Raw genomic sequence first — 24,311 nt, forward strand, 5'->3', positions numbered from 1 at the left:
TGCGACATGGGCCGCATCACACTGGAAAAGATCACCAAATCCTTCGGCGCGGTCAAGGTGCTTCACGGCATCGACCTGGATATCGCAGATGGTGAATTCGTCGTCTTCGTCGGTCCGTCGGGCTGCGGAAAATCGACTCTGCTGCGCCAGATCGCCGGCCTCGACAAGCCGACCAGCGGCACCATCGACATCGATGGCGCCCGGGTCACGGATGTGCCGGCCTCCGACCGGGGGCTGGCCATGGTGTTCCAGTCCTACGCGCTCTATCCGCACATGAGCGTCAAGCAGAACCTCGCCTTCGGTCTGGAGAATGCCCGCCTGCCGCGCCCCGAGATCGAGGCGCGCATTGCCGAAGCCGCGCGCATGCTGGAGATCGGCGACTATCTGCAGCGCCGGCCGGGCCAGCTCTCCGGCGGCCAGCGCCAGCGCGTGGCGATCGGCCGGGCGATCGTGCGCAATCCGACCGCCTTCCTGCTCGACGAGCCGCTGTCGAACCTCGATGCGGAACTGCGCATCTCCATGCGCGCCGAACTGTCGGCGCTGCACAAGCGGCTGAAGACGACGATGATCTACGTCACCCACGACCAGACGGAGGCGATGACGCTTGCCGATCGCATCGTCGTGTTGCGCAAGGGCAAGGTCGAGCAGATCGGCACGCCGCTCGACCTCTACAATCGCCCCGCCAACCGCTTCGTCGCCGGCTTCATCGGTGCGCCGAGCATGAACTTCCTCTCGGGCAACATCGTCTCTGCAGAGGCGTCGGGAACCACGGTGACGGTGCTGGGCGAGGAGACGCTGACGGTGCCGCGCCCTGCCGAGGGCACCACCGCCGGCCAGCCGGTCACCGTCGGCGTGCGCCCGCAGCACATCCGGCTGAGTGCCGATGGCGAGCGCGGCATCAAGGTGACGATCGATCTCGTCGAGGGGCTCGGCTCCGAGACCGTCGTTCATGGCAAGGTTGCGACCGGTGAGCAGCTTCTGGCCGTCCTGCAGGGGCAGCACGTGTTGGGCGCCGGCTCCGAGATCAGGTTGACCTTCGATGCCAGGGACCTGCACCTCTTCGGCCAAGACGGTTCGCGCATCCGCAACACCTGAAACCATGGCCCGACAGCCCGTGACCGGCGCCGCCCTGGCGATCTTGCCGGCCTCTTGCCGGGCATGAACCTCCTGTCCGGATTTCCGCGTTACGATCCTCGTCGCGTGGTGCTAGAGACTTTCCAGGAAAAGTGTGGTCGCGGTTTTCCGTGCGGGCGTGTTCCAGTGATCCTTCCGGGACAAGGCTGCCTCGCGCCACCATACGGAGAGACACAAGTGGATACGCTGGCATTTCAAATCGGGCTGATCGGCGTCATGGGCATCGGTGCCCAATGGCTCGCCTGGAAGGTGCAGATCCCGGCGATCGTCGTGCTGGTGGTCGCCGGCCTGATCGCCGGGCCATGTACCGGACTGATCGCCCCGGACCAGATCTTCGGCGACCTGCTGCGCCCGATGATCGGGCTGGCGGTTGCCATCATCCTGTTCGAAGGCGGGCTGACGCTGGAATTCGCCCAGATTCGGGAGACTTCCGCCGCCGTGCGCCGGCTGGTCCTGTTCGGATCGCCGCTGACCTGGGGGCTGACTTTTCTGGCCGCCCATTATGTCGCCGGCCTGCAGGCGCCGACCGCGGCGGTGTTTTCCGGCATTCTGGTCGTCACCGGTCCGACCGTGATCATGCCGATGCTGCGCCAGGCGCGACTGCCGTCGCGTCCCGCGTCACTGCTGCGCTGGGAAGCGATCCTCGCCGATCCGCTGGGTGCGCTGTTTGCCGTCTTCGCCTTTGAGATCGTCCAGATCCTGCATGGCGACCATGGCAGTTCCGCTGCCTTCGCCCTGCGGGTTGGCCTGGCTGTCTGCCTGGCCTTCGCTCTCGGCATCGGCCTCGGCCGCCTGCTGATCTGGTCCTTCATCCGCGGTCACGTGCCGGAATATCTGAAGGCGGCGGTGCTGCTGATCACCGTGCTCGTCTCCTTCGAACTCACCAATCTGGTGCTGGAGGAAGCCGGGTTGCTGACGGTGACCCTCCTCGGCGTCGTCATCGCCAACAGCAATATCGCATCGTTCAACGAGATCCGCCGCTTCAAGGAAATCATGACGGTGCTGCTCGTCTCCGGCGTTTTCGTCATCCTGACGGCCACGATCACGATTGCCGACCTGCTGACCATCGGGTGGCGCGATATCGCCTTCGTCGCCCTGATGCTGTTCGTCATCCGGCCGATCATCGTCCTGCTGATGACGGTGGGCACGGCCATGCCGCTCAACGAGCGGCTGCTCTGCGCCTGGATCGCACCGCGCGGCGTGGTGGCGATCGCGGTCTCCGGCCTGTTTGCCGCAGCCTTGATGGATATCGGCTTTGCCGATGGCGGGCGCCTGGTGGCGCTGGCCTTCCTGGTGGTCGCCGTCACCGTGGTGCTGCACGGCTTTTCCATCCGGCCGGTGGCGCGACTGTTGAAGATCACCCGCAAGGAACCCGACGGCATCCTGATTGTCGGCTGCTCGCCCTTTGCCATTGCGCTGGCCAGGCGGGCCCGCGAGCTGGAGATCCCGAGCCTGATCGCCGACCGCAACTGGCATGCCCTGAAGCCCGCCCGCGATGCCGGGATCGGGGTCTATTTCGGCGAAATCCTCGGCGAAACCGCGGAACACAAGATCGATTTCAGCCGCTTTACCTATCTGATCGCTGCGACCGACAACGACGACTACAACAGCCTGCTGTGCACCGATTTCGGGCCGGAACTCGGCCGCTCCAACGTCTTCCAGATCGGTCGCCATACCAGCACCGCGCATGACCGCTATGCCATGCCCTCGACCATCGGTGGACGCGCGCTGTTTCGCGACAATGACAGCTTCGACGGCCTGCAGGCGCGCATCCAGTCCGGCTGGGCCTTCCACAAGACCCGCATCAGTGCGGAATATCCCTACGAGATGTTCGAGGCGGAGCGCAGCGAGCGGCTGGACATCCTGTTCGTACTGAAGAAATCCGGACGGCTGGCCTTCGCCTCTGGAAAGTCGCAACTGAGGCCGGAGGCCGGGGATGTGATCATCGCCTTCGGCCAGGCCGTGAGAAAGGCGCAGGAGACCGAGGCCGCCCCGACGCCCTGATCGCCGATTTCAGGTCGTCGCGAAGGTGGGTTTGATCCGCAGGACCCGCAGCGCATTGAGGATGACGGCAATATCGATCGCCTCCTGCAGCAGCGCCCCCTCGACCGGCGCCAGCAGACCGGCGGCTGCCGCCAGCATGCCGGCGATCGAAAGGCCGATGCCGGCGAACACGCATTGCAGGGCGATCCGCCGACAGCCGACAGCGATCTCGATCCCGGCCAGCACACGGTCCAGGCGCTCCACCAGAAGCACGGCATCGGCCGCCTCGATGGCAGCGGCGGAACCATGCGCCCCCATCGCAAGGCCGATATCGGCGGCGGCAAGCGCTGGTGCATCATTGATGCCGTCGCCGATCATCAGCACCGGCGCCTTAGCCTTCTCGGCCCTGACGATCTCGATCTTCTGTCCCGGCGACAGTTCTGATCGCACCGCGTCGAAGGGCAGGCCGCGGCTGATATGGTCGGCGACATCGCGCCGGTCGCCGGTGGCCAGGATGATCCTGTCGACGCCGAGCCGGCCGAAGCCCGCCAGGATGCGGTCGGTCCCGTCCCGCAAGCGGTCGGCGAACAACAGCATGCCGGCATAGACCCCGTCGATCGCGACAGCCGCGGCGATCGCGCCGGCGGGCAGAGGCGTTCCGGCGGGCATGCCGTATTTGGCGCGGATATAGTCGGTGCCGCCGATGGCGACATGTCTGCCCGCCACCTCGCCGGACACGCCTTCGCCCGGCATTTCCGAGACATGAGTCGGGGCAATGAGATCCAGATGTCTGGCGCGCGCAGCCGCAACCAGCGCCGTCGCGGCCACATGGCTGGACGCCTGGTCGAGCGACGCCACCAGCTGCAGCAAGGCGTCCTCGGGCATCGCCGATCGGACGGCCACCAGCGTCGGCCGGCCGTCGGTCAGGGTTCCCGTCTTGTCGATCACCAGGCAACGGACCCTGCTCAGGTCTTCCAGCGCTCTCGCCCCCTTGATCAGCAGGCCGAACTGGGCACATCGCGACACACCGGCCACCCAGGCGATGGGCACGGCAAGGATCAGCGGGCAGGGGGTGGCAACGACGAGCACGGCGACCGCGCGCACCGGATCACCCGACACCAGCCAGGCCGCCGCTGCCATCGCAAGCGTGATCGCCAGAAAGCCAAGGGCATAGCGGTCGGCAAGCCGCGCCATCGGCGCCTTGCTGCGCTGCGCTTCGTCCACCAGTTTCAAAATGCCGGCATAGGTGCTTTCGGCGGCCGGCTTGATTGCCAGCATCCTGAACAGATCACCGGCATTGCCGGCCCCGCTCATCACGGGCTGGCCGCGGGTCCTGCGCACCGGGAGCGGTTCGCCGGTCAACGCCGCCTCGTCGAGCACCGCCGTGTCGTCGTCGAGGATCCCATCGACCGGGACCAGTTCGCCCCGCCGCACCGCAAGCCTGTCGCCGATGCCGACCATCGCGACCGGGATCTCTTCCAGCCGTCCGTCGTCGGTGAGCCGCGTGGCGATGCGTGGCGCGCGGGACAGAAGCGCGCTCATTTCGCGCCGCGCCCGGCCCTCGGCGACGGTCTCCAGATATTGGCCCCCGGCATACATCAGGGCGACCACGGCCGCGGCCAGATATTCGCCGAAGGCGAGGGCAGCGCCCATGGAAAGAAGCGCAATCACGTCGAGACCGATTTCGCCCTTGCCGAGCCGTGCCAGAATTTGCCCGGCAAGAGCCAGCATCACCAGGGCCGTGGAGAGAACCAGCGCAGGAGCGTAGGCTGCCGGAAATCCGATCTGGACGCCGGCAATCGCGCTAATCAGCCCCAGGATCGGTGCCGCAACGAGTAGCGGGCGCAATCTGGACAGCCATGGATCAAGGATCACCGATGCATTCCTTCCGTGTGAAGCCGGGCCTCAAGAATGCAGCCGTCGGCCCCTCACGCCTTGATCTTTGTCATGCGCCGGCCGCTATTCCTCTGAAAGGCATGCGATCGCCAACGCTCGGCCCCGGATGCCGCGTTTTTTGATCTTTAGGAAATATAAAATTAGCCATGCAATTATTCGCGGCGGAGACGTTCGTGGTGGACGGCCCGGCTGCTGGAGGCTTCAGGCGATCCTTGCGAAAAATCTTGGGAATCGCGATGTGGCTCGCTCTTACGCTCTGGCTTGCGTCCTGCATGCAGAACCTTAATGGCCGCTACGGCAATTCGCTCGATCATGTCGTCTTTGGCCAGTGGTACTGAAGTGATGACGCCCGCAGGCGGGAGCCTGCACTGCCGATCCCGCCTGTCCTGGCCCTGTGATCCTAAGCTCTAAGCTCTAAGCCTCTTCCGCGTCTGCCCTGACCGCTTGCTGGATCGCGTCCAGCACATCCGGCAGGGCGCTGTTGACCCGGCTCCAGCTCGGCATGAACGGCGTGGCGTTCGGGCTTTCCAGATAGACATTGCCGGCATCGATCAGATTGGCGGCAAACAGTTCGACGGCCTGCTCCTCGCGATGGCGATCGGTGGAGAGCCCGTTCATCAGCGCATCGTTGTAATAGGTCTCGACCAGATCGAGGGCGGTGCGGAAATAGGTGGCCTTCAGCGTGCGGAACGTATCCTGGCTGAACACCACGCCATCGGTCGCAAGCTTGCGGAACAGCGCCTTGGTGATGTCGACCGACATCCGGGACAGCCCCTTTGCCGCATCTTCGGGCGACAGTGGCTGATGCTTGTGGTCATAGGTGTCGGCAATGTCGACCTGGCAGATCGCATTGCTGGAATAATGGCGATAGACCTCCGACAGCACGCCGATTTCCAGCCCCCAGTCGGAGGGAATGCGCAGGTCCGACAGCACATGGGCGCGCATGGCGAACTCGCCGGCCAGCGGATAGCGGAAGGCCTTCAGGTAGTCGATATAGGGATGGTGGCCGACGACCTTTTCCAAGCTGAGCAGCAGCGGTGTGACCAGAAGCCGGGTGACGCGGCCATTCAGCGAATTGTCGGCGACGCGCGGATAATAGCCCTTGGAAAACACGTAAGGGAAACGTGCATTGGCGACCGGATAGACAAGCCGGGCCAGCATTTCGCGTTTGTAGGTGACGATGTCGCAGTCGTGCAGGGCGACGACCCCGGCCGTGCGGGCGCCGAGCACATATCCCATGCAGAACCAGACATTGCGGCCCTTGCCGGGCTGATCGGGCGCCAGCGATTCGTCTTCCAGCTGCCGGTCGATCTCGCGCAGCCGCGGACCATCGTTCCACAGGATCACGTGTTTTTGCGGCAGGCGGGAGAAATATTCCTTGGCGTGCAGAAACTGGTCGCGGTCGGCCTGGTCGAGACCGATGACGATCTCCGAGATATAGGGGACCTCGGAGAGTTCCGAGACGATATGCTCCAGCGCCGGCTGCTCGAGTTCGGAATAGAGCGACGGCAGGATCAGGGTGATCGGCCGGCTCTGGGAAAACGAAGCCAGTTCGCGCTCCATGCGCTCCAGCGAGCGTTCGCGCAGATTGTGCAGCGTGGCGACGACGCCGTTCTGATGGAAGTCAGCCAAGTCTTTCCCCTTGTGATTGATGCAGGCGCTTGCGCTTCAGGAATTGTTGCGTGTCAGGTGGTCGAGGATCGTCCGGTTCCAGCCTTCGGGCCCTTCGGCCTTCGAACGCAGGATATGGCCATCCCGTTCCCGCTGTGTGACGGGAAGCGGAGAATGGGCGTTGTTGGCTATGATAAACCCGTGATCGGCAGCCTCAAGCATGGCGAGATCGTTTTCGGCGTCTCCGAGCGCGATGGTGGTGACGGGGGCGTTGGAGAGCGCGCGGAAATGCGCGGCGACGGTCGCCATCGCGTCCGCCTTGGAGGTCTTCGGCATCAGGGTGAAGAAGCGTCCGCCCTGGGCTGCGCGAAAGCCGGCCGCATCGAGCCGCTCCAGAAGCGCCTGCCTTTGCGCATCGCTGCCGGAAAACAGGCCCGGTTCGGAAAACTGTCTTTGCCGCGCAAGCCTTGCCGCTTCGAGCGGCAGGCCGGTGCGCTGGGCGACTTCCGTATCGCTCCAATCGCCGAAGCCTGAAAAACACGCCCGCAGCGGCTGCGGAAGATCGGCGAGAAAGCGCCGCAGGTCGCCGTAGCACTGACGGATCTCGGTGTCGCCCGAAAGACCGACCACACCGGCACCGTTCTCCACGATCATCGGCCATGCGATACCGATCGCCTGGGCGATCGGCCGCATCTCGGCTTCCGTCTTGCTGCTGGCAAGGACCAACGGAATGCCGTCACGCTTCAGGCGGTCGAGGGCAGGGCGGGCGGCGTCGAAACTGTAGGTCTCGTGGTCGAGAAGGGTTCCGTCGAGATCGGAAAAGACGACATTCATGCCTTGGATTTATGCAGATAGTGGCGCGTGGCGTAAAGCGCGATGGCTGCGGCATTGGAGACATTCAGCGATTTGATCGCGCCCGGCATGTCGAGACGGGCAAGGGCGCCAACGGTTTCGCGGGTCTTCTGGCGCAGTCCCTTGCCTTCCGATCCGAGCACCAGCGCCACCCGATCACCGGCAAACGCACCCTCGATTGCCTCAGGTCCTTCCGAATCGAGGCCGACCGACTGGAAACCGAGCTTGTGCAGCTCGCCGAGCGCGTCGGCCAGATTGGTGACCTGGATATAGGGGATCATCTCCAGCGCGCCGGAGGCCGACTTGGCCAGCACGCCCGATTCGGTCGGCGAATGGCGCTGCGTGGTGATCACCGCGCCGGCCCCGAAGGCGACGGCGGTGCGCATGATCGCGCCGACATTGTGCGGGTCGGTCACCTGGTCGAGCACCAGCAGCATGGGGCTGTCCTTCAGCGCCTCCAGCCGGCGCACGGGCAGCGGCCGCGTTTCCAGCATCACGCCCTGGTGGATCGCGTCGGGCCCGAGCGCCTTGTCGATGTCCTGCGGCGAGACGATCTCGACCGGAAAGGCCGGCGCCTTTTCCGATCCGAGCTCCAGCCGGTCGAGCGCGTTCTTCGTCACCGACAGCTTGATGATCTTGCGGGCGGGGTTGTCGAGGGCCGCGCGCACCGTATGCAGGCCGTAGAGAAACACCTGGTCGGGCGCGATCTTCGGCGGCGTCCACTTGTCGGCGCCGTCGCGGCGCTTCCTGTTCTGGGGCGGTGTCGGGATCTCGCCGCGCTCGCGCTTCTTGTCGCGCACGGCGCGTCTCAGGGTGGCGTAGTGGCTGTCCTTGCCGGACGGGTCGTTGTCTTTGCTCATGGCGCCTTATAGCTTTTGCCGGGGAAGCCGCCTAGTCCCGCAGCGTCAATGGACTTCCTCCACAGCCCGAATTTTTTTGCAGTTTTTTTGTCCGCCCTCGTGTTGACATCTCACAGATGGCCCGGCATATACCCGCCGCAGATCGAAGGGCCAAACGCCTCGACGATCTGACGACTGATTAGCTTGGTCGCACGATCCAGACGAATACTGGAGGGATGCCCGAGTGGTTAAAGGGGACGGACTGTAAATCCGTTGGCTACGCCTACGTTGGTTCAAATCCAACTCCCTCCACCATTCGTCCTTGGATCGAACACCGCGGGTATAGCTCAATGGTAGAGCAGCAGCCTTCCAAGCTGAATACGCGGGTTCGATTCCCGCTACCCGCTCCAGTTCCTTACCGCCTGACATCTCTCGCCGACCATCCAGTCTTCTTGCCTGCCGCGACAGGGGAGGTGCGGACATAGTTTGGCCTGTTGCCTGCGGGGGTGGCGGGTCTCGGCAAGGAAGCAAGCCCATGATCCTGTCTGTCCCCGCCATTGCGGCCATCTCGCTCGGCCTGTCGGGCCTCAATGCCTTTTTCGGCAAGAATCGGCTGAAGCTGATCACCCGCAAGCTGCTTTATCTGGTGGTCGGTTTCTTTCTTCTCTTCGTTGTGCTGATGGCGGTCGATCTTGCCGGTTACGAGTTCATCCGCTGAACTGTCGGCCGAGGGGGCAGGGCGCGGTGCTGCGACGTGCACGGCCTTCGCCTGTATCGTCGGGCACGGCGTCAGGGCAGGAGAGGGGCAAAAACCGCGGCAAGGCCGGTCTTTCTGGCCCAATTGTCGCTCCGCCACGACACGCTTGATCGCCGCAGGGTTCCGGCATCCGGCGCCGCCGGCGCATGACTGCGTCCGCCACGGCGAAACCTGTTGATCTGGAAGGGCGATCGTCGCGGCGCGGTCTGTCGAGCGCCGATCAATTAAGTCTTGCGCATTCCAGACAGAAGCCTTAAACGGCGACACCAAACCGGTTCGCCGGGGCCAACCTAATTTCGATTAGTAGGAAACATACAGATGGCAAAGAGCAAATTCGAGCGTAACAAGCCGCACGTAAACATCGGTACGATCGGCCACGTTGACCACGGCAAGACGTCGCTGACGGCAGCGATCACGAAGTATTTCGGCGACTACCGCGCCTACGACCAGATCGATGCGGCGCCGGAAGAAAAGGCCCGCGGGATCACCATCTCGACGGCGCACGTGGAATACGAGACGGAAGCGCGTCACTACGCCCACGTCGACTGCCCCGGCCACGCCGACTACGTCAAGAACATGATCACCGGTGCTGCCCAGATGGACGGCGCGATCCTGGTCTGCTCGGCTGCCGACGGCCCGATGCCGCAGACCCGCGAGCACATCCTGCTTGCCCGTCAGGTTGGCGTTCCGGCGATCGTCGTGTTCCTGAACAAGGTCGACCAGGTCGACGACGAAGAGCTGCTGGAGCTCGTCGAGCTGGAAGTGCGCGAACTTCTGTCGTCCTACGACTTCCCGGGCGACGACATTCCGGTGGTCAAGGGTTCGGCGCTTGCCGCTCTTGAAGATTCCAACAAGAAGATCGGCGAAGATGCCGTTCGCGAACTGATGGCGGCTGTCGACGCCTACATCCCGACGCCTGAGCGTCCGATCGACCAGCCGTTCCTGATGCCGATCGAAGACGTGTTCTCGATCTCGGGTCGTGGTACGGTCGTGACCGGTCGCGTCGAGCGCGGCATCGTCAAGGTTGGTGAAGAAGTCGAGATCGTCGGCATCAAGGACACCTCCAAGACGACGGTTACCGGCGTTGAAATGTTCCGCAAGCTGCTCGATCAGGGCCAGGCCGGCGACAACATCGGCGCGCTGGTTCGCGGTGTGGACCGTAACGGCGTCGAGCGTGGCCAGATCCTGTGCAAGCCGGGTTCGGTCAAGCCGCACAAGAAGTTCATGGCAGAAGCCTACATCCTGACGAAGGAAGAGGGTGGCCGTCACACGCCGTTCTTCACCAACTATCGTCCGCAGTTCTACTTCCGCACGACGGACGTGACCGGTATCGTGTCGCTTCCGGAAGGCACGGAAATGGTGATGCCGGGCGACAACGTCACGGTTCAGGTCGAGCTGATCGTTCCGATCGCGATGGAAGAAAAGCTGCGCTTCGCGATCCGCGAAGGCGGCCGCACCGTCGGCGCCGGCATCGTCGCCTCGATCATCGAGTAATCCTTCTCCCTTCGGGGATGATGAGGAGCCCCGCCGGAAACGGCGGGGCTCTTTTCATTTGCGGCCGGGCGCGGTGTGCGGCAAGGGGTATCCGCTGCCAGCAGGTCGTTCAGTTGTTGTCGCCCCTGAAGCCCCCGCATGGGCTTCGCGGTCGCTTGGTCCCGGCCTCTCGCCCGCCCAGCAGTTCGTTCGGTTATGGCCAGTTGCTTTCCCGTCGGCCTCCACCGCCAGCGCAAGGCCGGATCACCCGACGCAAATATCGTTACGAGACGAAAATCTATAACGATACCGCGGTCTCATGAATGTCGTGTGATGGCCTGAGGACCTGGTTGCCGCCTGTCCGTGTCGCGTCTCCCCGTGCCGGACCTGTTGTCCTCCGGCACCAGGTCGCGCACGAATTGTCATCCGGCACGATTTTTGCTTGGTCTCTTTCGCGTTGCAGCGTATATCTGTGCCTCGAGATTGGTGGTTCCGGGCGTCCTCCGGTTCCGTCGAGGCGGACTGAAAAAACGACGGTTCTTATGATGAAGTCAAAGGCCTGTGCGGCGGTAGCGGCGCTTGTGACTCTTTCTGTAGGCATTGCCAGCTATGGCGTGCACGCGGCATTCGCGGACGATGTGCCCCTGGTGTGGAGCGCGTCTAAGGTCGGCGATACGGCGGCGGGCTTTACCGCCGGCCTGCGGCTGGGCGTCCTGCCCGTGCCGACAACGGTGACCGCAAGCACCACGGTCACCGGCACCGGCGCCGGGCGTGTCCGGCTTGCCGACACGCCGCTGATCCTCACCGGCACCATGCATCTGACGCCGGACCGGGCGGTCGACTGGGGGCGTTCGGCAACGGTTGCCGCCACCTATGATGCCCAGGCCGAGCAGGGCGTGCTCAGCCTCAGCGAGACCCGCGAATGGCTGTCGAACGATGATCTGTCCCTGCGCTCCAGCCGCACGGTCCGCGCGGTCGCAAGCGCCGGAGACGGCATGGGGGTCTCGGCTAGCCAAAGTCTTTCGATCGATCTGCAGCGCTTCTCCACCCAGATCTCGACCTCGGCAGTCTATGATTCCTTTTCGCGCGAAATGACCGGCAATGTCGGTATCCGCCGCCAGGTCGGCAGCGAATTCTCGGTCAACCTGTCGATCGCCAATCCCTGGTCGGCGGCCACACCCTCTGTGGCTGCGCGCTTCGACCGCAAATGGTGACGGCATTCGCTGTGCGGATTGCGAAAACTTGCAAAAATGGTCTTGCCAATCTTTCCGTCGCACCGTAAAGGGAGCGCCGTGATGACGGATCCAGCGGCTTCGGTTTGCAGGTGTCCATTTTCGCTAGGGGTATAGCTCAGTTGGTAGAGCGGCGGTCTCCAAAACCGCAGGTCGTAGGTTCGAGCCCTGCTGCCCCTGCCAGTCTTCACGTCGTTGGCGCTGCAACTGGCTGCCGCGGAGTGGGGAAGGGCTGAGCCGACTGATTTGGGTCTGCCACTTGCGCAATCTTGAATCGGTCGTTATGTAGGCACAAAACGGACACGCGGTGCGTGGAGCTGAATAGTTCGGCTTTACGCGCCGTAGTCGTATGAGCAGAAGTCAATGGCATCGAAGACGAATCCCTTCACGTTTCTGCAGCAGGTGCGTGCTGAAACGGCGAAAGTAACGTGGCCCTCCCGTCGCGAGACGATGATCTCGACGGCGATGGTGCTTGTCATGGTCATCTTTGCGGCGCTGTTTTTCTTTGCGGCTGACCAGCTTATCGGCTGGGCAATCAGCTTCGTGCTGAACGTCAGCAATTAAATCAGGCGGAGGCTTCCATGGCGGTGCGTTGGTACATTGTTCACGCATATTCGAATTTCGAGAAGAAGGTTGCCGAGTCTATCGAGGAAAAGGCGCGCCAGAAGGGCCTGTCCCATCTCTTCGACAAGATCCTCGTGCCGACCGAAAAGGTGGTGGAAGTGCGCCGTGGCCGCAAGGTCGATAGCGAGCGCAAGTTCTTCCCCGGCTATGTGATGGTCCGCGCCGAGCTGACCGACGAAGCCTATCATCTGATCAAGAATACCCCGAAGGTCACGGGCTTTCTCGGTTCCGACAGCAAGCCGGTTCCGATCCCGGACTTCGAGGCCGAGCGCATCCTGGGCCAGGTCCAGGAAGGTGTCGAGCGTCCGAAGTCTTCCGTCTCCTTCGAGATCGGCGAACAGGTTCGCGTCTCCGACGGTCCCTTCGCCTCGTTCAACGGCGTCGTTCAGGATGTCGACGAGGAGCGTTCGCGCCTCAAGGTCGAAGTGTCGATCTTCGGTCGTGCGACCCCGGTCGAACTGGAATACGCTCAGGTCGAAAAGGTCTGAGCGACTTGGGAGTGGAAACACTCCGACCCCGCGTGGAAGCTCGGGCGATCTTTTAAGCCGGATCGTCGAACAGCGCACCACGCAACCGCAGCCGCCGGCATGTCCGGCATGAAGGGGCCGGGCAACCGGTCCGATGAGAAAGGCAGAGAGATATGGCTAAGAAAGTTGCAGGCCAGCTCAAGCTTCAGGTCAAGGCAGGATCGGCAAACCCGTCCCCGCCGATCGGCCCGGCGCTTGGTCAGCGCGGCATCAACATTATGGAATTCTGCAAGGCGTTCAATGCCGCCACGCAGGAAATGGAAAAGGGCATGCCGATCCCGGTCGTCATCACCTATTACCAGGACAAGTCCTTCAACTTCATCATGAAGCAGCCGCCGGTCAGCTACTTCCTGAAGAAGGAAGCAAAGCTGACGTCCGGCTCGAAGACTCCGGGCAAGGGCGCCGCTGCCGGCAAGATCACCAAGGATCAGGTCCGCACGATCGCCGAAGCCAAGATGAAGGATCTCAACGCCGCTGATATCGACGGCGCAATGGCCATGATCGAGGGCTCCGCCCGCGCCATGGGCCTGGAAGTGGTAGGTTGATGATGGTTAAGGTCGCAAAGCGCATCCAGAAGATCCGTGAAGGCATCGATCCGACCAAGCTGGTCGCCCTCACCGATGCCATCGCTCTCGTCAAGGAACGGGCTATCGCCAAGTTCGACGAAACCATCGAAGTCTCGATGAACCTCGGCGTCGATCCGCGTCATGCAGACCAGATGGTCCGCGGCGTGGTCAACCTGCCGAACGGGACCGGCCGTGACGTTCGCGTTGCCGTTTTCGCCCGTGGCGCCAAGGCTGATGAAGCCACGGCCGCCGGTGCGGACGTCGTCGGCGCCGAAGACCTGGTCGAAATCGTCCAGTCCGGCAAGATCGACTTCGATCGTTGCATCGCAACGCCCGACATGATGCCGCTCGTCGGCCGTCTCGGCAAGGTACTCGGCCCGCGTGGCATGATGCCGAACCCGAAGGTCGGCACCGTGACCATGGACGTCACCGGTGCGGTCAAGGCTTCCAAGGGCGGCGCCGTCGAGTTCCGCGTCGAGAAGGCCGGCATCGTGCATGCCGGTATCGGCAAGGCTTCCTTCGACGCCAAGGCGATCGAAGAGAACATCCGTGCTTTCGCCGACGCCGTGATCAAGGCGAAGCCGACCGGTGCGAAGGGCAACTACGTCAAGCGCGTAGCGATCTCCTCGACCATGGGTCCGGGCGTCAAGGTTGATCCGTCGTCGGTTTCGGCCTAACCAGTTTTCAGGCGCCGCCGGTCACTCCGGCGGCGTCGATCAGAATTCCCGACCCTTCGGGGCCGGGAATGTCCGGTGTCAAAGCCGGACACTCCTGTCCGAGATTGCAGGCGGCCTTCGGGCCTTAATCGTAAAGTCTGCATGAGACGGGTAAGACCCGAGATTTTTAAAACGTCTGATGACGTGTTGATGTCCGGTTCGAGCCTTGTGTGCCTTGTGCACTGGAGTTTTCTCCGGTGTGAAGGGGACAGGATCCTCACGCGTCGCGCGGGATCCTCTTTTAGAAGAGTTCCCTCGGGGCGAAAGGCAACCCGGCAGGTCCAGTCATTGGTCCTGCCTACTGGAGACAGACAGTGGAAAGAGCGGAAAAACGCGAATTCGTCACGGAGCTGACCGAGGTCTTCAAGACTTCCGGCTCGGTTGTTGTGGCCCACTATGCTGGTGTTACGGTTGCGCAGATGAACGATTTTCGTTCGAGAATGCGCGCAGCTGGCGGCACCGTCAAAGTCGCGAAGAACCGTCTGGCCAAGATCGCTCTTCAGGGCACGGAGTCGGAAGGGATCGTTGATCTCTTCCAGGGTCAGACGCTGATTGCATACAGCGAAGACCCGATCACGGCTCCGAAAGTCGTCATGGATTTCGCCAAGACCAACGAGAAGATCGTTGTCCTGGGCGGCGCCATGGGTTCAACCATGCTCGATGCGGATGCTGTGAAGTCGCTTGCGACCTTGCCGTCTCTCGACGAGCTGCGTGCGAAGCTGCTGGGCATGATCCAGACACCGGCTACCCGCATCGCAGGGGTTGTTCAGGCACCCGCAAGCCAGCTTGCGCGCGTGTTTTCGGCCTACGCCAAGAAGGACGAAGCCGCTTGAGGCGGTTTTTCGCTGTAATTTCAAACCCAGTTCGAACCGAACACCAAAGGAACTATCAAAATGGCTGATCTCGCTAAGATCGTAGAAGACCTCTCCGCCCTGACCGTCATGGAAGCTGCTGAGCTTTCCAAGATGCTCGAAGAAAAGTGGGGCGTTTCGGCTGCTGCTCCCGTAGCTGCCGCTGCTGCTGCCGGCGGTGCTGCTGCTGCAGTTGAAGAAGAAAAGACCGAGTTCGACGTTATCCTGACCGAAGCAGGCGCTAACAAGATCAACGTCATCAAGGAAGTCCGCGCTATCACGGGTCTCGGCCTCAAGGAAGCCAAGGACCTCGTCGAAGGCGCTCCGAAGGCTGTCAAGGAAGCTGTTTCCAAGGCTGAAGCTGCCGACCTCAAGAAGAAGCTTGAAGACGCCGGCGCCAAGGTCGACGTTAAGTAATTCGAGATTTCGGTCGGGAGAGGGCGGTTTCGCCCTCTCCCGACCGGCATTTCCTCTGATGCCATTACCCAAAAGCCGATAAAACGGCTTTTGGGTAATGGGGTCTTCATAAGGATGGTCTTGGCCCGCGCTCCCGGCAATCCGGCCGGCGGTTCGGCAGCCAAGACGAGATTGATGATCCCAAGTAGACGGAGCCGCCTGGCCAGTGTGTTCCGTCCGTTGCAGGCCCGGGTGCAAGATTGACAAGGAGCGACGATGGCTCAGACCCTTACCTTTAATGGTCGCAGGCGCGTACGCAAGTTTTTCGGAAAAATTCCTGAAGTCGCGGAGATGCCGAACCTGATCGAGGTTCAAAAGGCATCCTATGATCAGTTCCTCATGGTCGACGAGCCGGAAGGCGGTCGCCCCGACGAGGGACTTAATGCTGTTTTCAAGTCGGTTTTCCCGATCACCGACTTCTCCGGCGCGTCGATGCTGGAATTCGTCTCGTACGAATTCGAGCATCCGAAGTTCGACGTCGACGAATGCCGTCAGCGCGACCTCACCTATGCAGCGCCGCTCAAGGTGACGCTGCGCCTGATCGTGTTCGATATTGATGAGGATACGGGCGCCCGCTCGATCAAGGACATCAAGGAACAGTCGGTCTACATGGGCGACATGCCGCTCATGACCAACAACGGCACCTTTGTCGTCAACGGCACCGAGCGCGTCATCGTTTCGCAGATGCACCGTTCGCCGGGCGTGTTCTTCGACCACGACAAGGGCAAGAGCCATTCGTCGGGCAAGCTGCTGTTTGCGGCCCGCGTGATCCCCTATCGCGGTTCCTGGCTCGACATCGAGTTCGACGCCAAGGACATCGTCTTTGCCCGTATCGACCGCCGCCGCAAGATTCCGGCGACATCGCTGCTGATGGCACTCGGCATGGATGCCGAGGAGATCCTGTCGACCTTCTACACGCAGGCCGCCTATGTGCGTGACGGCGACGGCTGGCGCATTCCCTTCAACCCTGATTCGCTGAAGGGTTCCAAGGCAATCTCCAACATGATCGACGCCGACACCGGCGAAGTCGTGGTGGAGAGCGGCAAGAAGCTGACCCCGCGTCTTCTGCGCCAGTTGACCGAGAAGGGCCTGAAGGCTCTGAAGGCGACCGAAGAAGACCTCTATGGCTGCTATGTCGCCGAAGACGTCGTCAACATGGAAACCGGCGAGATCTTCCTCGAGGCGGGCGACGAGCTCGACGAGAAGAACATTCCGGGCCTGCTCGACGCCGGCATCGACGAACTGCCGATCCTGGGCATCGACCACATCAATGTCGGCGCCTATATCCGCAACACGCTGGCAGCCGACAAGAACGAAAGCCGTCAGGACGCGCTGTTCGACATCTACCGTGTCATGCGTCCGGGTGAGCCGCCGACCATGGATTCGGCCGAAGCGATGTTCAATTCGCTGTTCTTCGACGCCGAGCGCTACGACCTGTCGGCCGTCGGTCGCGTCAAGATGAACATGCGTCTCGACCTCGATGCCGAAGACACCGTCCGCGTCCTGCGCAAGGACGACATCCTGGCCGTGGTCCGGATGCTGGTCGACCTGCGCGACGGCAAGGGCGAGATCGACGACATCGACAACCTCGGCAACCGCCGTGTGCGTTCGGTCGGCGAACTGATGGAGAACCAGTACCGTCTGGGCCTCCTGCGCATGGAACGTGCGATCAAGGAACGCATGTCCTCGATCGAGATCGACACCGTGATGCCGCAGGACCTGATCAACGCGAAGCCGGCAGCCGCCGCGGTTCGCGAGTTCTTCGGTTCCTCGCAGCTGTCGCAGTTCATGGACCAGGTGAACCCGCTTTCGGAGATCACCCACAAGCGTCGTCTCTCGGCGCTTGGCCCGGGTGGTCTGACCCGCGAGCGCGCCGGCTTCGAAGTCCGCGACGTTCACCCGACCCATTACGGCCGTATCTGCCCGATCGAAACGCCTGAAGGCCCGAACATCGGTCTGATCAACTCGCTTGCCACCTTTGCCCGCGTCAACAAGTACGGCTTCATCGAAAGCCCGTACCGCAAGATCGACGACGGCAAGGTCAGCAAGGAAGTGCTGTATCTCTCCGCCATGGAAGAGGCCAAGTACTACATCGCGCAGGCCAATGCCCAGCTCGATGAGGAAGGTCGTTTCGTCGAGGAATTCGTGGTCTCGCGTCATGCCGGCGAAGTGATGCTGGCCCCGCGTGACACCGTCAACCTGATGGACGTTTCGCCCAAGCAGGTGGTCTCGGTTGCGGCCGCGCTCATTCCGTTCCTGGAAAACGACGACGCCAACCGCGCCCTCATGGGCTCGAACATGCAGCGTCAGGCCGTGCCGCTGGTGCGTGCCGAAGCGCCGTTCGTCGGAACCGGCATGGAACCGGTGGTGGCCCGCGACTCCGGTGCTGCGATCGCGGCCCGTCGTGGCGGTGTCGTCGACCAGGTCGATGCGACGCGTATCGTTATCCGTGCGACCGAAGACCTCGATCCGTCGAAGTCGGGTGTCGACATCTACCGTCTGATGAAGTTCCAGCGTTCGAACCAGAACACCTGCATCAACCAGCGCCCGCTGGTCGCCGTCGGTGACATTCTGAACAAGGGTGACATCATCGCCGACGGTCCGTCGACCGATCTCGGTGACCTGGCGCTCGGCCGCAACGCGCTCGTCGCGTTCATGCCGTGGAACGGGTACAACTACGAAGACTCGATCCTGCTGTCCGAGCGTATCGTCTCCGACGACGTCTTCACTTCGATCCATATCGAGGAATTCGAAGTGATGGCCCGCGACACCAAGCTGGGTCCGGAAGAAATCACGCGCGATATTCCGAACGTCTCGGAAGAAGCGCTGAAGAACCTGGACGAAGCCGGTATCGTCTATATCGGTGCCGAAGTGGCACCGGGCGACATCCTGGTCGGCAAGATCACCCCGAAGGGCGAAAGCCCGATGACGCCGGAAGAAAAGCTTCTGCGCGCCATCTTCGGTGAAAAGGCCTCCGACGTGCGCGACACGTCCATGCGCATGCCGCCGGGTACCTTCGGCACGATCGTCGAAGTTCGCGTTTTCAATCGCCACGGCGTTGAAAAGGACGAACGTGCGATGGCGATCGAGCGCGAGGAAATCGAACGTCTCGCCAAGGACCGCGACGACGAACAGGCGATCCTCGACCGTAACGTCTACGGCCGTCTGCTCGACATGTTGCGTGGTCACGTGTCCGTTGCAGGCCCCAAGGGCTTCAAGAAGGGCGCAGAACTGTCCAACAGCGTGATCTCGGAATACCCGCGGTCGCAGTGGTGGATGTTCGCCGTCGAGGACGAGAAGGTCCAGGGCGAAGTCGAAGCGCTTCGCACCCAGTACGACGAATCCAAGTCGCGCCTTGAACAGCGCTTCATGGACAAGGTCGAAAAGGTCCAGCGCGGTGACGAAATGCCTCCGGGCGTGATGAAGATGGTCAAGGTCTTCGTCGCCGTTAAGCGCAAGATCCAGCCGGGCGACAAGATGGCCGGCCGTCACGGCAACAAGGGTGTCGTCTCCCGCATCGTGCCGGTCGAGGACATGCCGTTCCTCGAGGACGGTACGCATGTCGACGTCGTCTTGAACCCGCTCGGCGTGCCGTCGCGCATGAACGTCGGTCAGATCCTCGAAACGCACCTGGCCTGGGCTTGCGCTGGCATGGGCAAGCGGATCGGCGAGATGCTAGAGGAGTACAAGCAGTCGAACGACATCTCGACACTGCGCGGCGAGATCGAGGAGATCTATTCGACGGGGACCAACCCGGAGAATGTCGAGCAGTTCGACGACGAGTCGATCGTCCGCCTGGCCGACGAGGCAAAGCGTGGCGTCTCGATCGCCACGCCGGTCTTCGACGGTGCGCATGAAGCGGACGTGTCCGCCATGCTGCAGCGTGCCGGTCTCAACTCGTCGGGTCAGTCCGTCCTTTACGACGGCCGTACCGGTGAGCCCTTCGACCGCCAGGTGACCGTGGGTTACATGTACATGATCAAGCTCAACCACTTGGTCGATGACAAGATCCACGCCCGTTCGATCGGTCCGTACTCGCTCGTCACCCAGCAGCCGCTCGGTGGTAAGGCGCAGTTCGGTGGCCAGCGCTTCGGCGAAATGGAGGTCTGGGCTCTGGAAGCCTATGGTGCCGCCTACACGCTGCAGGAAATGCTGACCGTGAAGTCGGACGACGTTGCCGGCCGTACCAAGGTCTACGAGGCGATCGTCCGTGGCGACGACACCTTCGAGGCGGGCATTCCCGAGAGCTTCAACGTTCTCGTCAAGGAAATGCGCTCGCTGGGCCTCAGTGTCGAACTCGAGAACTCCAAGCTCGAGAACCAGGGCGACGTGGACCTGCCAGACGCGGCGGAGTGACCATTTGACAAGGCGTGCGCGGCGGCAAGCGGCGCACGCACCCCTCCCGGCCAAAGGCATTGCCTGAGGCTCGGAGAGGAGTTTTGCCGCAATTTGCGGTTAGCTGTCATTCAAGGCTTGGACGAGGCATCCCGGGAATTTGCCCCTGACCAAGCCAAGCGAGGGCGTTTCGCCCCACAAGGAGATAGGCATGAACCAAGAGGTCATGAACCTTTTCAATCCGCAGGTGCCGGCTCAGCACTTCGATTCCATTCGGATCGCGATCGCGAGCCCGGAGAAGATCCTGTCGTGGTCCTACGGCGAGATCAAGAAGCCGGAAACCATCAATTATCGTACCTTCAAGCCGGAGCGCGACGGCCTGTTCTGCGCCCGCATCTTTGGTCCGATCAAGGACTATGAGTGCCTGTGCGGCAAGTACAAGCGCATGAAGTACAAGGGCATCATCTGCGAAAAGTGCGGCGTGGAAGTCACCCTGTCGCGCGTTCGCCGTGAGCGCATGGGCCATATCGAACTCGCGGCGCCCGTTGCCCATATCTGGTTCCTGAAGTCGCTGCCTTCGCGCATCTCGACGCTGCTCGACATGACGCTGAAGGATGTCGAGCGCGTTCTCTACTTCGAGAACTACATCGTGACCGAAGCCGGCCTGACGGCCCTCAAGCAGAACCAGCTTCTGTCTGAGGAAGAGTACATGATGGCCGTCGACGAATACGGCGAGGACCAGTTCACCGCGATGATCGGTGCCGAAGCCATCTACGAGATGCTGGCATCGATGAATCTCGAGAAGATCGCCGGCGAACTGCGCGAGGATCTGGCGACGACCACGTCCGATCTGAAGCAGAAGAAGCTGATGAAGCGTCTGAAGATCGTCGAGAACTTCATGGAATCCGGCAACCGTCCGGAATGGATGATCATGAAGGTCGTGCCGGTGATCCCGCCGGATCTGCGTCCGCTGGTGCCGCTCGACGGCGGCCGTTTCGCGACGTCCGACCTCAACGACCTCTATCGTCGCGTGATCAACCGTAACAACCGTCTGAAGCGCCTGATCGAACTGCGCGCTCCCGGCATCATCATCCGCAACGAAAAGCGCATGCTGCAGGAATCTGTCGATGCGCTGTTCGACAACGGCCGCCGTGGCCGCGTCATCACCGGCGCAAACAAGCGTCCGCTGAAGTCGCTGTCCGACATGCTCAAGGGCAAGCAGGGCCGCTTCCGTCAGAACCTGCTCGGCAAGCGCGTCGACTATTCCGGTCGTTCGGTTATCGTGACGGGTCCGGAACTGAAGCTGCACCAGTGCGGCCTGCCGAAGAAGATGGCGCTCGAACTGTTCAAGCCGTTCATCTACGCCCGTCTCGACGCCAAGGGATATTCCTCGACCGTCAAGCAGGCCAAGAAGCTGGTTGAAAAGGAAAAGCCGGAAGTCTGGGATATCCTCGACGAGGTCATCCGCGAGCATCCGGTGCTGCTGAACCGCGCGCCGACACTGCACCGCCTGGGCATCCAGGCCTTCGAACCGATCCTGGTCGAAGGCAAGGCGATCCAGTTGCATCCGCTCGTCTGCACGGCCTTCAACGCCGACTTTGACGGCGACCAGATGGCCGTTCACGTGCCGCTGTCGCTCGAAGCCCAGCTCGAAGCCCGCGTGCTGATGATGTCGACCAACAACATCCTGCATCCGGCCAATGGTCAGCCGATCATCGTGCCGTCGCAGGATATGGTCCTCGGCCTCTATTACCTGTCGATCATGAACCAGAAGGAACCCGGCGAAGGCATGGTCTTCTCCGACATCGGCGAGCTGCACCACGCGCTCGAGAACAAGGTCGTGACCTTGCACTCGAAGATCCGTGGCCGCTTCAAGACGGTGGACGAAGACGGCAAGCCGGTCTCCGAGATCCATGAGACGACTCCGGGTCGCATGCTCATCGGCGAACTTCTGCCGAAGAACTTCAAGGTGCCTTACGACACCTGCAACCAGGAAATGACCAAGAAGAACATCTCCAAGATGATCGACACGGTCTATCGTCACTGCGGTCAGAAGGACACGGTGATCTTCTGCGACCGGATCATGCAGCTCGGCTTCGGCCATGCCTGCCGCGCCGGCATCTCGTTCGGCAAGGACGACATGGTCATTCCGGACGCCAAGGCGAAGATCGTCGGCGAGACGGAATCGCTGGTCAAGGAATACGAGCAGCAGTACAACGACGGCCTGATCACCCAGGGCGAGAAGTACAACAAGGTTGTCGACGCCTGGGGCAAGGCGACCGAAAAGGTCACGGAAGAAATGATGGCCCGCATTAAGGCCGTCGAATTCGACCCGGAGACCGGTCGCCAGAAGCAGATGAACTCGATCTACATGATGAGCCATTCCGGCGCGCGTGGTTCGGTGAACCAGATGCGTCAGCTGGGCGGCATGCGCGGCCTTATGGCCAAGCCGTCGGGTGAAATCATCGAGACGCCGATCATCTCGAACTTCAAGGAAGGCCTGACCGTCAACGAGTACTTCAACTCGACCCACGGTGCCCGTAAGGGTCTGGCAGACACCGCCCTGAAGACCGCGAACTCGGGTTACCTGACCCGTCGTCTGGTGGACGTTGCGCAGGATTGCATCGTCAACATGGTCGATTGCGGCACCGAGACAGGCCTCACCATGACCGCCATCGTCGATGCCGGTCAGGTGGTTGCCTCCATCGGCGTGCGCGTCCTCGGCCGTACGGCCCTGGATGACATCGATCATCCGGTCACCGGCGAGCGTATCGTCGATGCCGGCAAGATGATCCTCGAGCCCGATGTCATCGAGATCGAAAAGGCCGGTATCCAGTCGATCCGCATCCGCTCGGCGCTGACCTGCGAAGTCCAGACGGGCGTCTGCTCGGTCTGCTACGGTCGTGACCTTGCCCGCGGTACCCCTGTCAACCAGGGCGAAGCGGTCGGCGTCATCGCCGCACAGTCGATCGGCGAGCCGGGCACGCAGCTTACCATGCGTACCTTCCACCTTGGCGGTACGGCAAACGTGGTCGACAGCTCGTTCCTGGAAGCGTCCTATGAGGGCACGATCCAGATCAAGAACCGCAACATGCTGCGCAACTCCGACGGCGTTCTCGTCGCCATGGGCCGTACGCTGTCGGTGACGATCCTGGACGAACGTGGCGTGGAACGGTCCTCGCAGCGCGTCGCCTACGGCTCCAAGCTGTTTGTCGACGACGGCGACAAGGTCAAGCGCGGCCAGCGTCTCGCCGAGTGGGACCCCTATACCCGCCCTGTGATGACGGATGTGGCCGGTACGGTCGAGTTCGAAGACGTTGTCGACGGCCTCTCCGTTCTGGAAGCGACCGACGAGTCGACCGGTATCACCAAGCGTCAGGTCATCGACTGGCGTTCGACGCCGCGCGGCTCCGATCTGAAGCCGGCGATCGTCATCAAGGACGCCAATGGTGAAGTGATGAAGATGGCACGCGGTGGCGATGCCCGCTTCCTGCTCTCGGTCGACGCCATTCTGTCGGTCGAGCCTGGTCAGAAGGTTTCCCAGGCTGACGTGCTTGCACGTTCGCCGCTGGAAAGCGCCAAGACCAAGGACATCACCGGTGGTCTGCCGCGCGTGGCCGAACTGTTCGAAGCGCGTCGTCCGAAGGATCACGCCGTCATCGCTGAGATCGACGGTACGATCCGCATGGGCCGCGACTACAAGAACAAGCGTCGCGTCATCATCGAGCCGGCGGAAGACGGTGTCGAACAGGTCGAATACCTGATCCCGAAGGGCAAGCCCTTCCACCTTCAGGAAGGCGACTATATCGAAAAGGGTGACTACATCCTCGACGGTAACCCGGCACCGCACGACATCCTGGCGATCAAGGGCGTGGAAGCCCTGGCGTCCTACCTCGTCAACGAGATCCAGGAAGTCTACCGTCTGCAGGGCGTTGTGATCAACGACAAGCACATCGAGGTGATCGTTCGCCAGATGCTGCAGAAGGTCGAGATCACCGATGCGGGTGACAGCACCTACATCGTCGGCGACAATGTCGACCGGATCGAACTGGATGACCTGAACGTGGCACTGGTGGAACAGGGCAAGAAGCCGGCCGAAGGCCTGCCGGTCCTGCTCGGCATCACCAAGGCCTCGCTGCAGACGCCGTCCTTCATCTCGGCTGCTTCCTTCCAGGAAACGACCAAGGTGCTGACCGAAGCTGCGATTGCCGGCAAGACCGACACGCTGCAGGGTCTGAAGGAAAACGTCATCGTCGGCCGTCTGATCCCGGCCGGTACCGGCGGGACCATGACGCAGATCCGCCGCATCGCCACCTCGCGCGACGACCTCATCCTCGAGGAGCGCAAGAGCGGTTCGGGCTCGGAGGTTGCGACCCCGATGCTGCAGGATCTGGCCGCCAGCGAACAGTCGGTCGCAGGCGAATAATATCGGAGTGCCTGCGGGCTATCGCAGGCAGCG

The 24,311-nt window shown here is 62.2% G+C and carries 17 protein-coding genes and 3 tRNA genes; 16 read left to right on the plus strand and 4 right to left on the minus strand.

The window, feature by feature from the left end; translation table 11 throughout:
- The first annotated feature begins 6 nt into the window (after window positions 1–6).
- Window positions 7–1,095: an ABC transporter ATP-binding protein gene (locus tag J2Z17_RS05735; protein ID WP_209943085.1), complete on the plus strand. Its 1,089-nt coding sequence runs from the start codon at window positions 7–9 to the stop codon at window positions 1,093–1,095.
- A 216-nt stretch (window positions 1,096–1,311) separates the two neighbouring features.
- The gene (locus tag J2Z17_RS05740; RefSeq protein WP_209943087.1) at window positions 1,312–3,138 is read left to right on the plus strand and encodes a cation:proton antiporter; all 1,827 of its coding nucleotides are present in this window, start codon (window positions 1,312–1,314) and stop codon (window positions 3,136–3,138) included.
- A 9-nt stretch (window positions 3,139–3,147) separates the two neighbouring features.
- Here the strand turns inward: J2Z17_RS05740 and J2Z17_RS05745 are convergent, their stop codons facing one another.
- The 4 genes from J2Z17_RS05745 to rlmB form a co-directional block, all read right to left on the minus strand.
- Complete coding sequence (locus tag J2Z17_RS05745) at window positions 3,148–4,992, minus strand: heavy metal translocating P-type ATPase (RefSeq protein WP_342454378.1); 1,845 nt, start codon at window positions 4,990–4,992, stop codon at window positions 3,148–3,150.
- Between the two features lie 435 nt (window positions 4,993–5,427).
- Complete coding sequence (locus J2Z17_RS05750) at window positions 5,428–6,645, minus strand: glycosyltransferase family protein (protein ID WP_209943089.1); 1,218 nt, start codon at window positions 6,643–6,645, stop codon at window positions 5,428–5,430.
- 36 nt (window positions 6,646–6,681) lie between these two features.
- Window positions 6,682–7,458, minus strand: coding sequence for an HAD-IIB family hydrolase (locus J2Z17_RS05755; RefSeq protein ID WP_209943091.1), 777 nt, complete (start codon window positions 7,456–7,458; stop codon window positions 6,682–6,684).
- Entirely contained in the window at window positions 7,455–8,336 is an 882-nt protein-coding gene (gene rlmB / locus J2Z17_RS05760) for a 23S rRNA (guanosine(2251)-2'-O)-methyltransferase RlmB (protein WP_209943092.1), read from the minus strand. The genes J2Z17_RS05755 and rlmB overlap by 4 nt, the downstream gene beginning before the upstream one ends.
- 209 nt (window positions 8,337–8,545) lie before the next feature.
- On the opposite strand from rlmB, the gene J2Z17_RS05765 reads away from it, so the two are divergent.
- The 14 genes from J2Z17_RS05765 to rpoC all read left to right on the plus strand — a co-directional run bounded on the left by J2Z17_RS05765 (window position 8,546) and on the right by rpoC (window position 24,278).
- Window positions 8,546–8,630 (plus strand) — tRNA-Tyr (locus J2Z17_RS05765).
- Between the two features lie 21 nt (window positions 8,631–8,651).
- A tRNA-Gly gene (locus J2Z17_RS05770) sits at window positions 8,652–8,725 on the plus strand.
- A gap of 125 nt (window positions 8,726–8,850) precedes the next feature.
- Window positions 8,851–9,033, plus strand: a complete 183-nt coding sequence (locus tag J2Z17_RS05775) for a hypothetical protein (protein WP_209943093.1) — start codon at window positions 8,851–8,853, stop codon at window positions 9,031–9,033.
- A 357-nt stretch (window positions 9,034–9,390) separates the two neighbouring features.
- Window positions 9,391–10,566, plus strand: coding sequence for an elongation factor Tu (tuf, locus tag J2Z17_RS05780; RefSeq protein ID WP_209943094.1), 1,176 nt, complete (start codon window positions 9,391–9,393; stop codon window positions 10,564–10,566).
- 560 nt (window positions 10,567–11,126) lie between these two features.
- On the plus strand, window positions 11,127–11,759 hold the full coding sequence (locus J2Z17_RS05785) for a hypothetical protein (protein WP_209943095.1): 633 nt from the start codon (window positions 11,127–11,129) through the stop codon (window positions 11,757–11,759).
- A gap of 125 nt (window positions 11,760–11,884) precedes the next feature.
- Window positions 11,885–11,960 (plus strand) — tRNA-Trp (locus J2Z17_RS05790).
- A gap of 180 nt (window positions 11,961–12,140) precedes the next feature.
- The gene (gene secE / locus J2Z17_RS05795) at window positions 12,141–12,341 is read left to right on the plus strand and encodes a preprotein translocase subunit SecE (protein WP_209943096.1); all 201 of its coding nucleotides are present in this window, start codon (window positions 12,141–12,143) and stop codon (window positions 12,339–12,341) included.
- A gap of 17 nt (window positions 12,342–12,358) precedes the next feature.
- Window positions 12,359–12,889, plus strand: coding sequence for a transcription termination/antitermination protein NusG (gene nusG, locus J2Z17_RS05800; protein WP_209943097.1), 531 nt, complete (start codon window positions 12,359–12,361; stop codon window positions 12,887–12,889).
- 152 nt (window positions 12,890–13,041) lie between these two features.
- Window positions 13,042–13,473, plus strand: coding sequence for a 50S ribosomal protein L11 (gene rplK / locus J2Z17_RS05805; protein ID WP_209943099.1), 432 nt, complete (start codon window positions 13,042–13,044; stop codon window positions 13,471–13,473).
- Between the two features lie 2 nt (window positions 13,474–13,475).
- Window positions 13,476–14,171: a 50S ribosomal protein L1 gene (rplA, locus tag J2Z17_RS05810; protein WP_209943748.1), complete on the plus strand. Its 696-nt coding sequence runs from the start codon at window positions 13,476–13,478 to the stop codon at window positions 14,169–14,171.
- A gap of 353 nt (window positions 14,172–14,524) precedes the next feature.
- Window positions 14,525–15,043 carry a 50S ribosomal protein L10 gene (gene rplJ / locus J2Z17_RS05815; RefSeq protein ID WP_209943101.1) on the plus strand — a complete coding sequence of 173 codons (519 nt, stop codon included), beginning with the start codon at window positions 14,525–14,527 and terminating at the stop codon, window positions 15,041–15,043.
- Between the two features lie 60 nt (window positions 15,044–15,103).
- Window positions 15,104–15,478, plus strand: coding sequence for a 50S ribosomal protein L7/L12 (rplL, locus tag J2Z17_RS05820; protein ID WP_209943103.1), 375 nt, complete (start codon window positions 15,104–15,106; stop codon window positions 15,476–15,478).
- 255 nt (window positions 15,479–15,733) lie between these two features.
- Window positions 15,734–19,873 (plus strand): DNA-directed RNA polymerase subunit beta, encoded by a 4,140-nt coding sequence (rpoB, locus tag J2Z17_RS05825; protein ID WP_209943104.1) that lies wholly within the window; start codon window positions 15,734–15,736, stop codon window positions 19,871–19,873.
- A 190-nt stretch (window positions 19,874–20,063) separates the two neighbouring features.
- On the plus strand, window positions 20,064–24,278 hold the full coding sequence (rpoC, locus tag J2Z17_RS05830; RefSeq protein WP_209943105.1) for a DNA-directed RNA polymerase subunit beta': 4,215 nt from the start codon (window positions 20,064–20,066) through the stop codon (window positions 24,276–24,278).
- The last annotated feature ends 33 nt before the right edge of the window (window positions 24,279–24,311 follow it).

Origin of the sequence: Heterorhizobium halophytocola, from assembly GCF_017873095.1 — a bacterium.
In the GTDB taxonomy this organism is placed as follows: Bacteria; Pseudomonadota; Alphaproteobacteria; order Rhizobiales; family Rhizobiaceae; genus Allorhizobium; species Allorhizobium halophytocola.

Bases quoted from the DNA above. Each gene is read 5' to 3' on its own strand.
- J2Z17_RS05735 (WP_209943085.1), top strand. From the start codon at position 7: ATGGGCCGCATCACACTGGAAAAGATCACCAAATCCTTCGGCGCGGTC.
- J2Z17_RS05755 (WP_209943091.1), bottom strand. From the start codon at position 7,458: ATGAATGTCGTCTTTTCCGATCTCGACGGAACCCTTCTCGACCACGAG.
- rlmB (WP_209943092.1), bottom strand. From the start codon at position 8,336: ATGAGCAAAGACAACGACCCGTCCGGCAAGGACAGCCACTACGCCACC.
- J2Z17_RS05775 (WP_209943093.1), top strand. From the start codon at position 8,851: ATGATCCTGTCTGTCCCCGCCATTGCGGCCATCTCGCTCGGCCTGTCG.
- tuf (WP_209943094.1), top strand. From the start codon at position 9,391: ATGGCAAAGAGCAAATTCGAGCGTAACAAGCCGCACGTAAACATCGGT.
- secE (WP_209943096.1), top strand. From the start codon at position 12,141: ATGGCATCGAAGACGAATCCCTTCACGTTTCTGCAGCAGGTGCGTGCT.
- nusG (WP_209943097.1), top strand. From the start codon at position 12,359: ATGGCGGTGCGTTGGTACATTGTTCACGCATATTCGAATTTCGAGAAG.
- rplK (WP_209943099.1), top strand. From the start codon at position 13,042: ATGGCTAAGAAAGTTGCAGGCCAGCTCAAGCTTCAGGTCAAGGCAGGA.
- rplA (WP_209943748.1), top strand. From the start codon at position 13,476: ATGGTTAAGGTCGCAAAGCGCATCCAGAAGATCCGTGAAGGCATCGAT.
- rplL (WP_209943103.1), top strand. From the start codon at position 15,104: ATGGCTGATCTCGCTAAGATCGTAGAAGACCTCTCCGCCCTGACCGTC.
- rpoB (WP_209943104.1), top strand. From the start codon at position 15,734: ATGGCTCAGACCCTTACCTTTAATGGTCGCAGGCGCGTACGCAAGTTT.
- rpoC (WP_209943105.1), top strand. From the start codon at position 20,064: ATGAACCAAGAGGTCATGAACCTTTTCAATCCGCAGGTGCCGGCTCAG.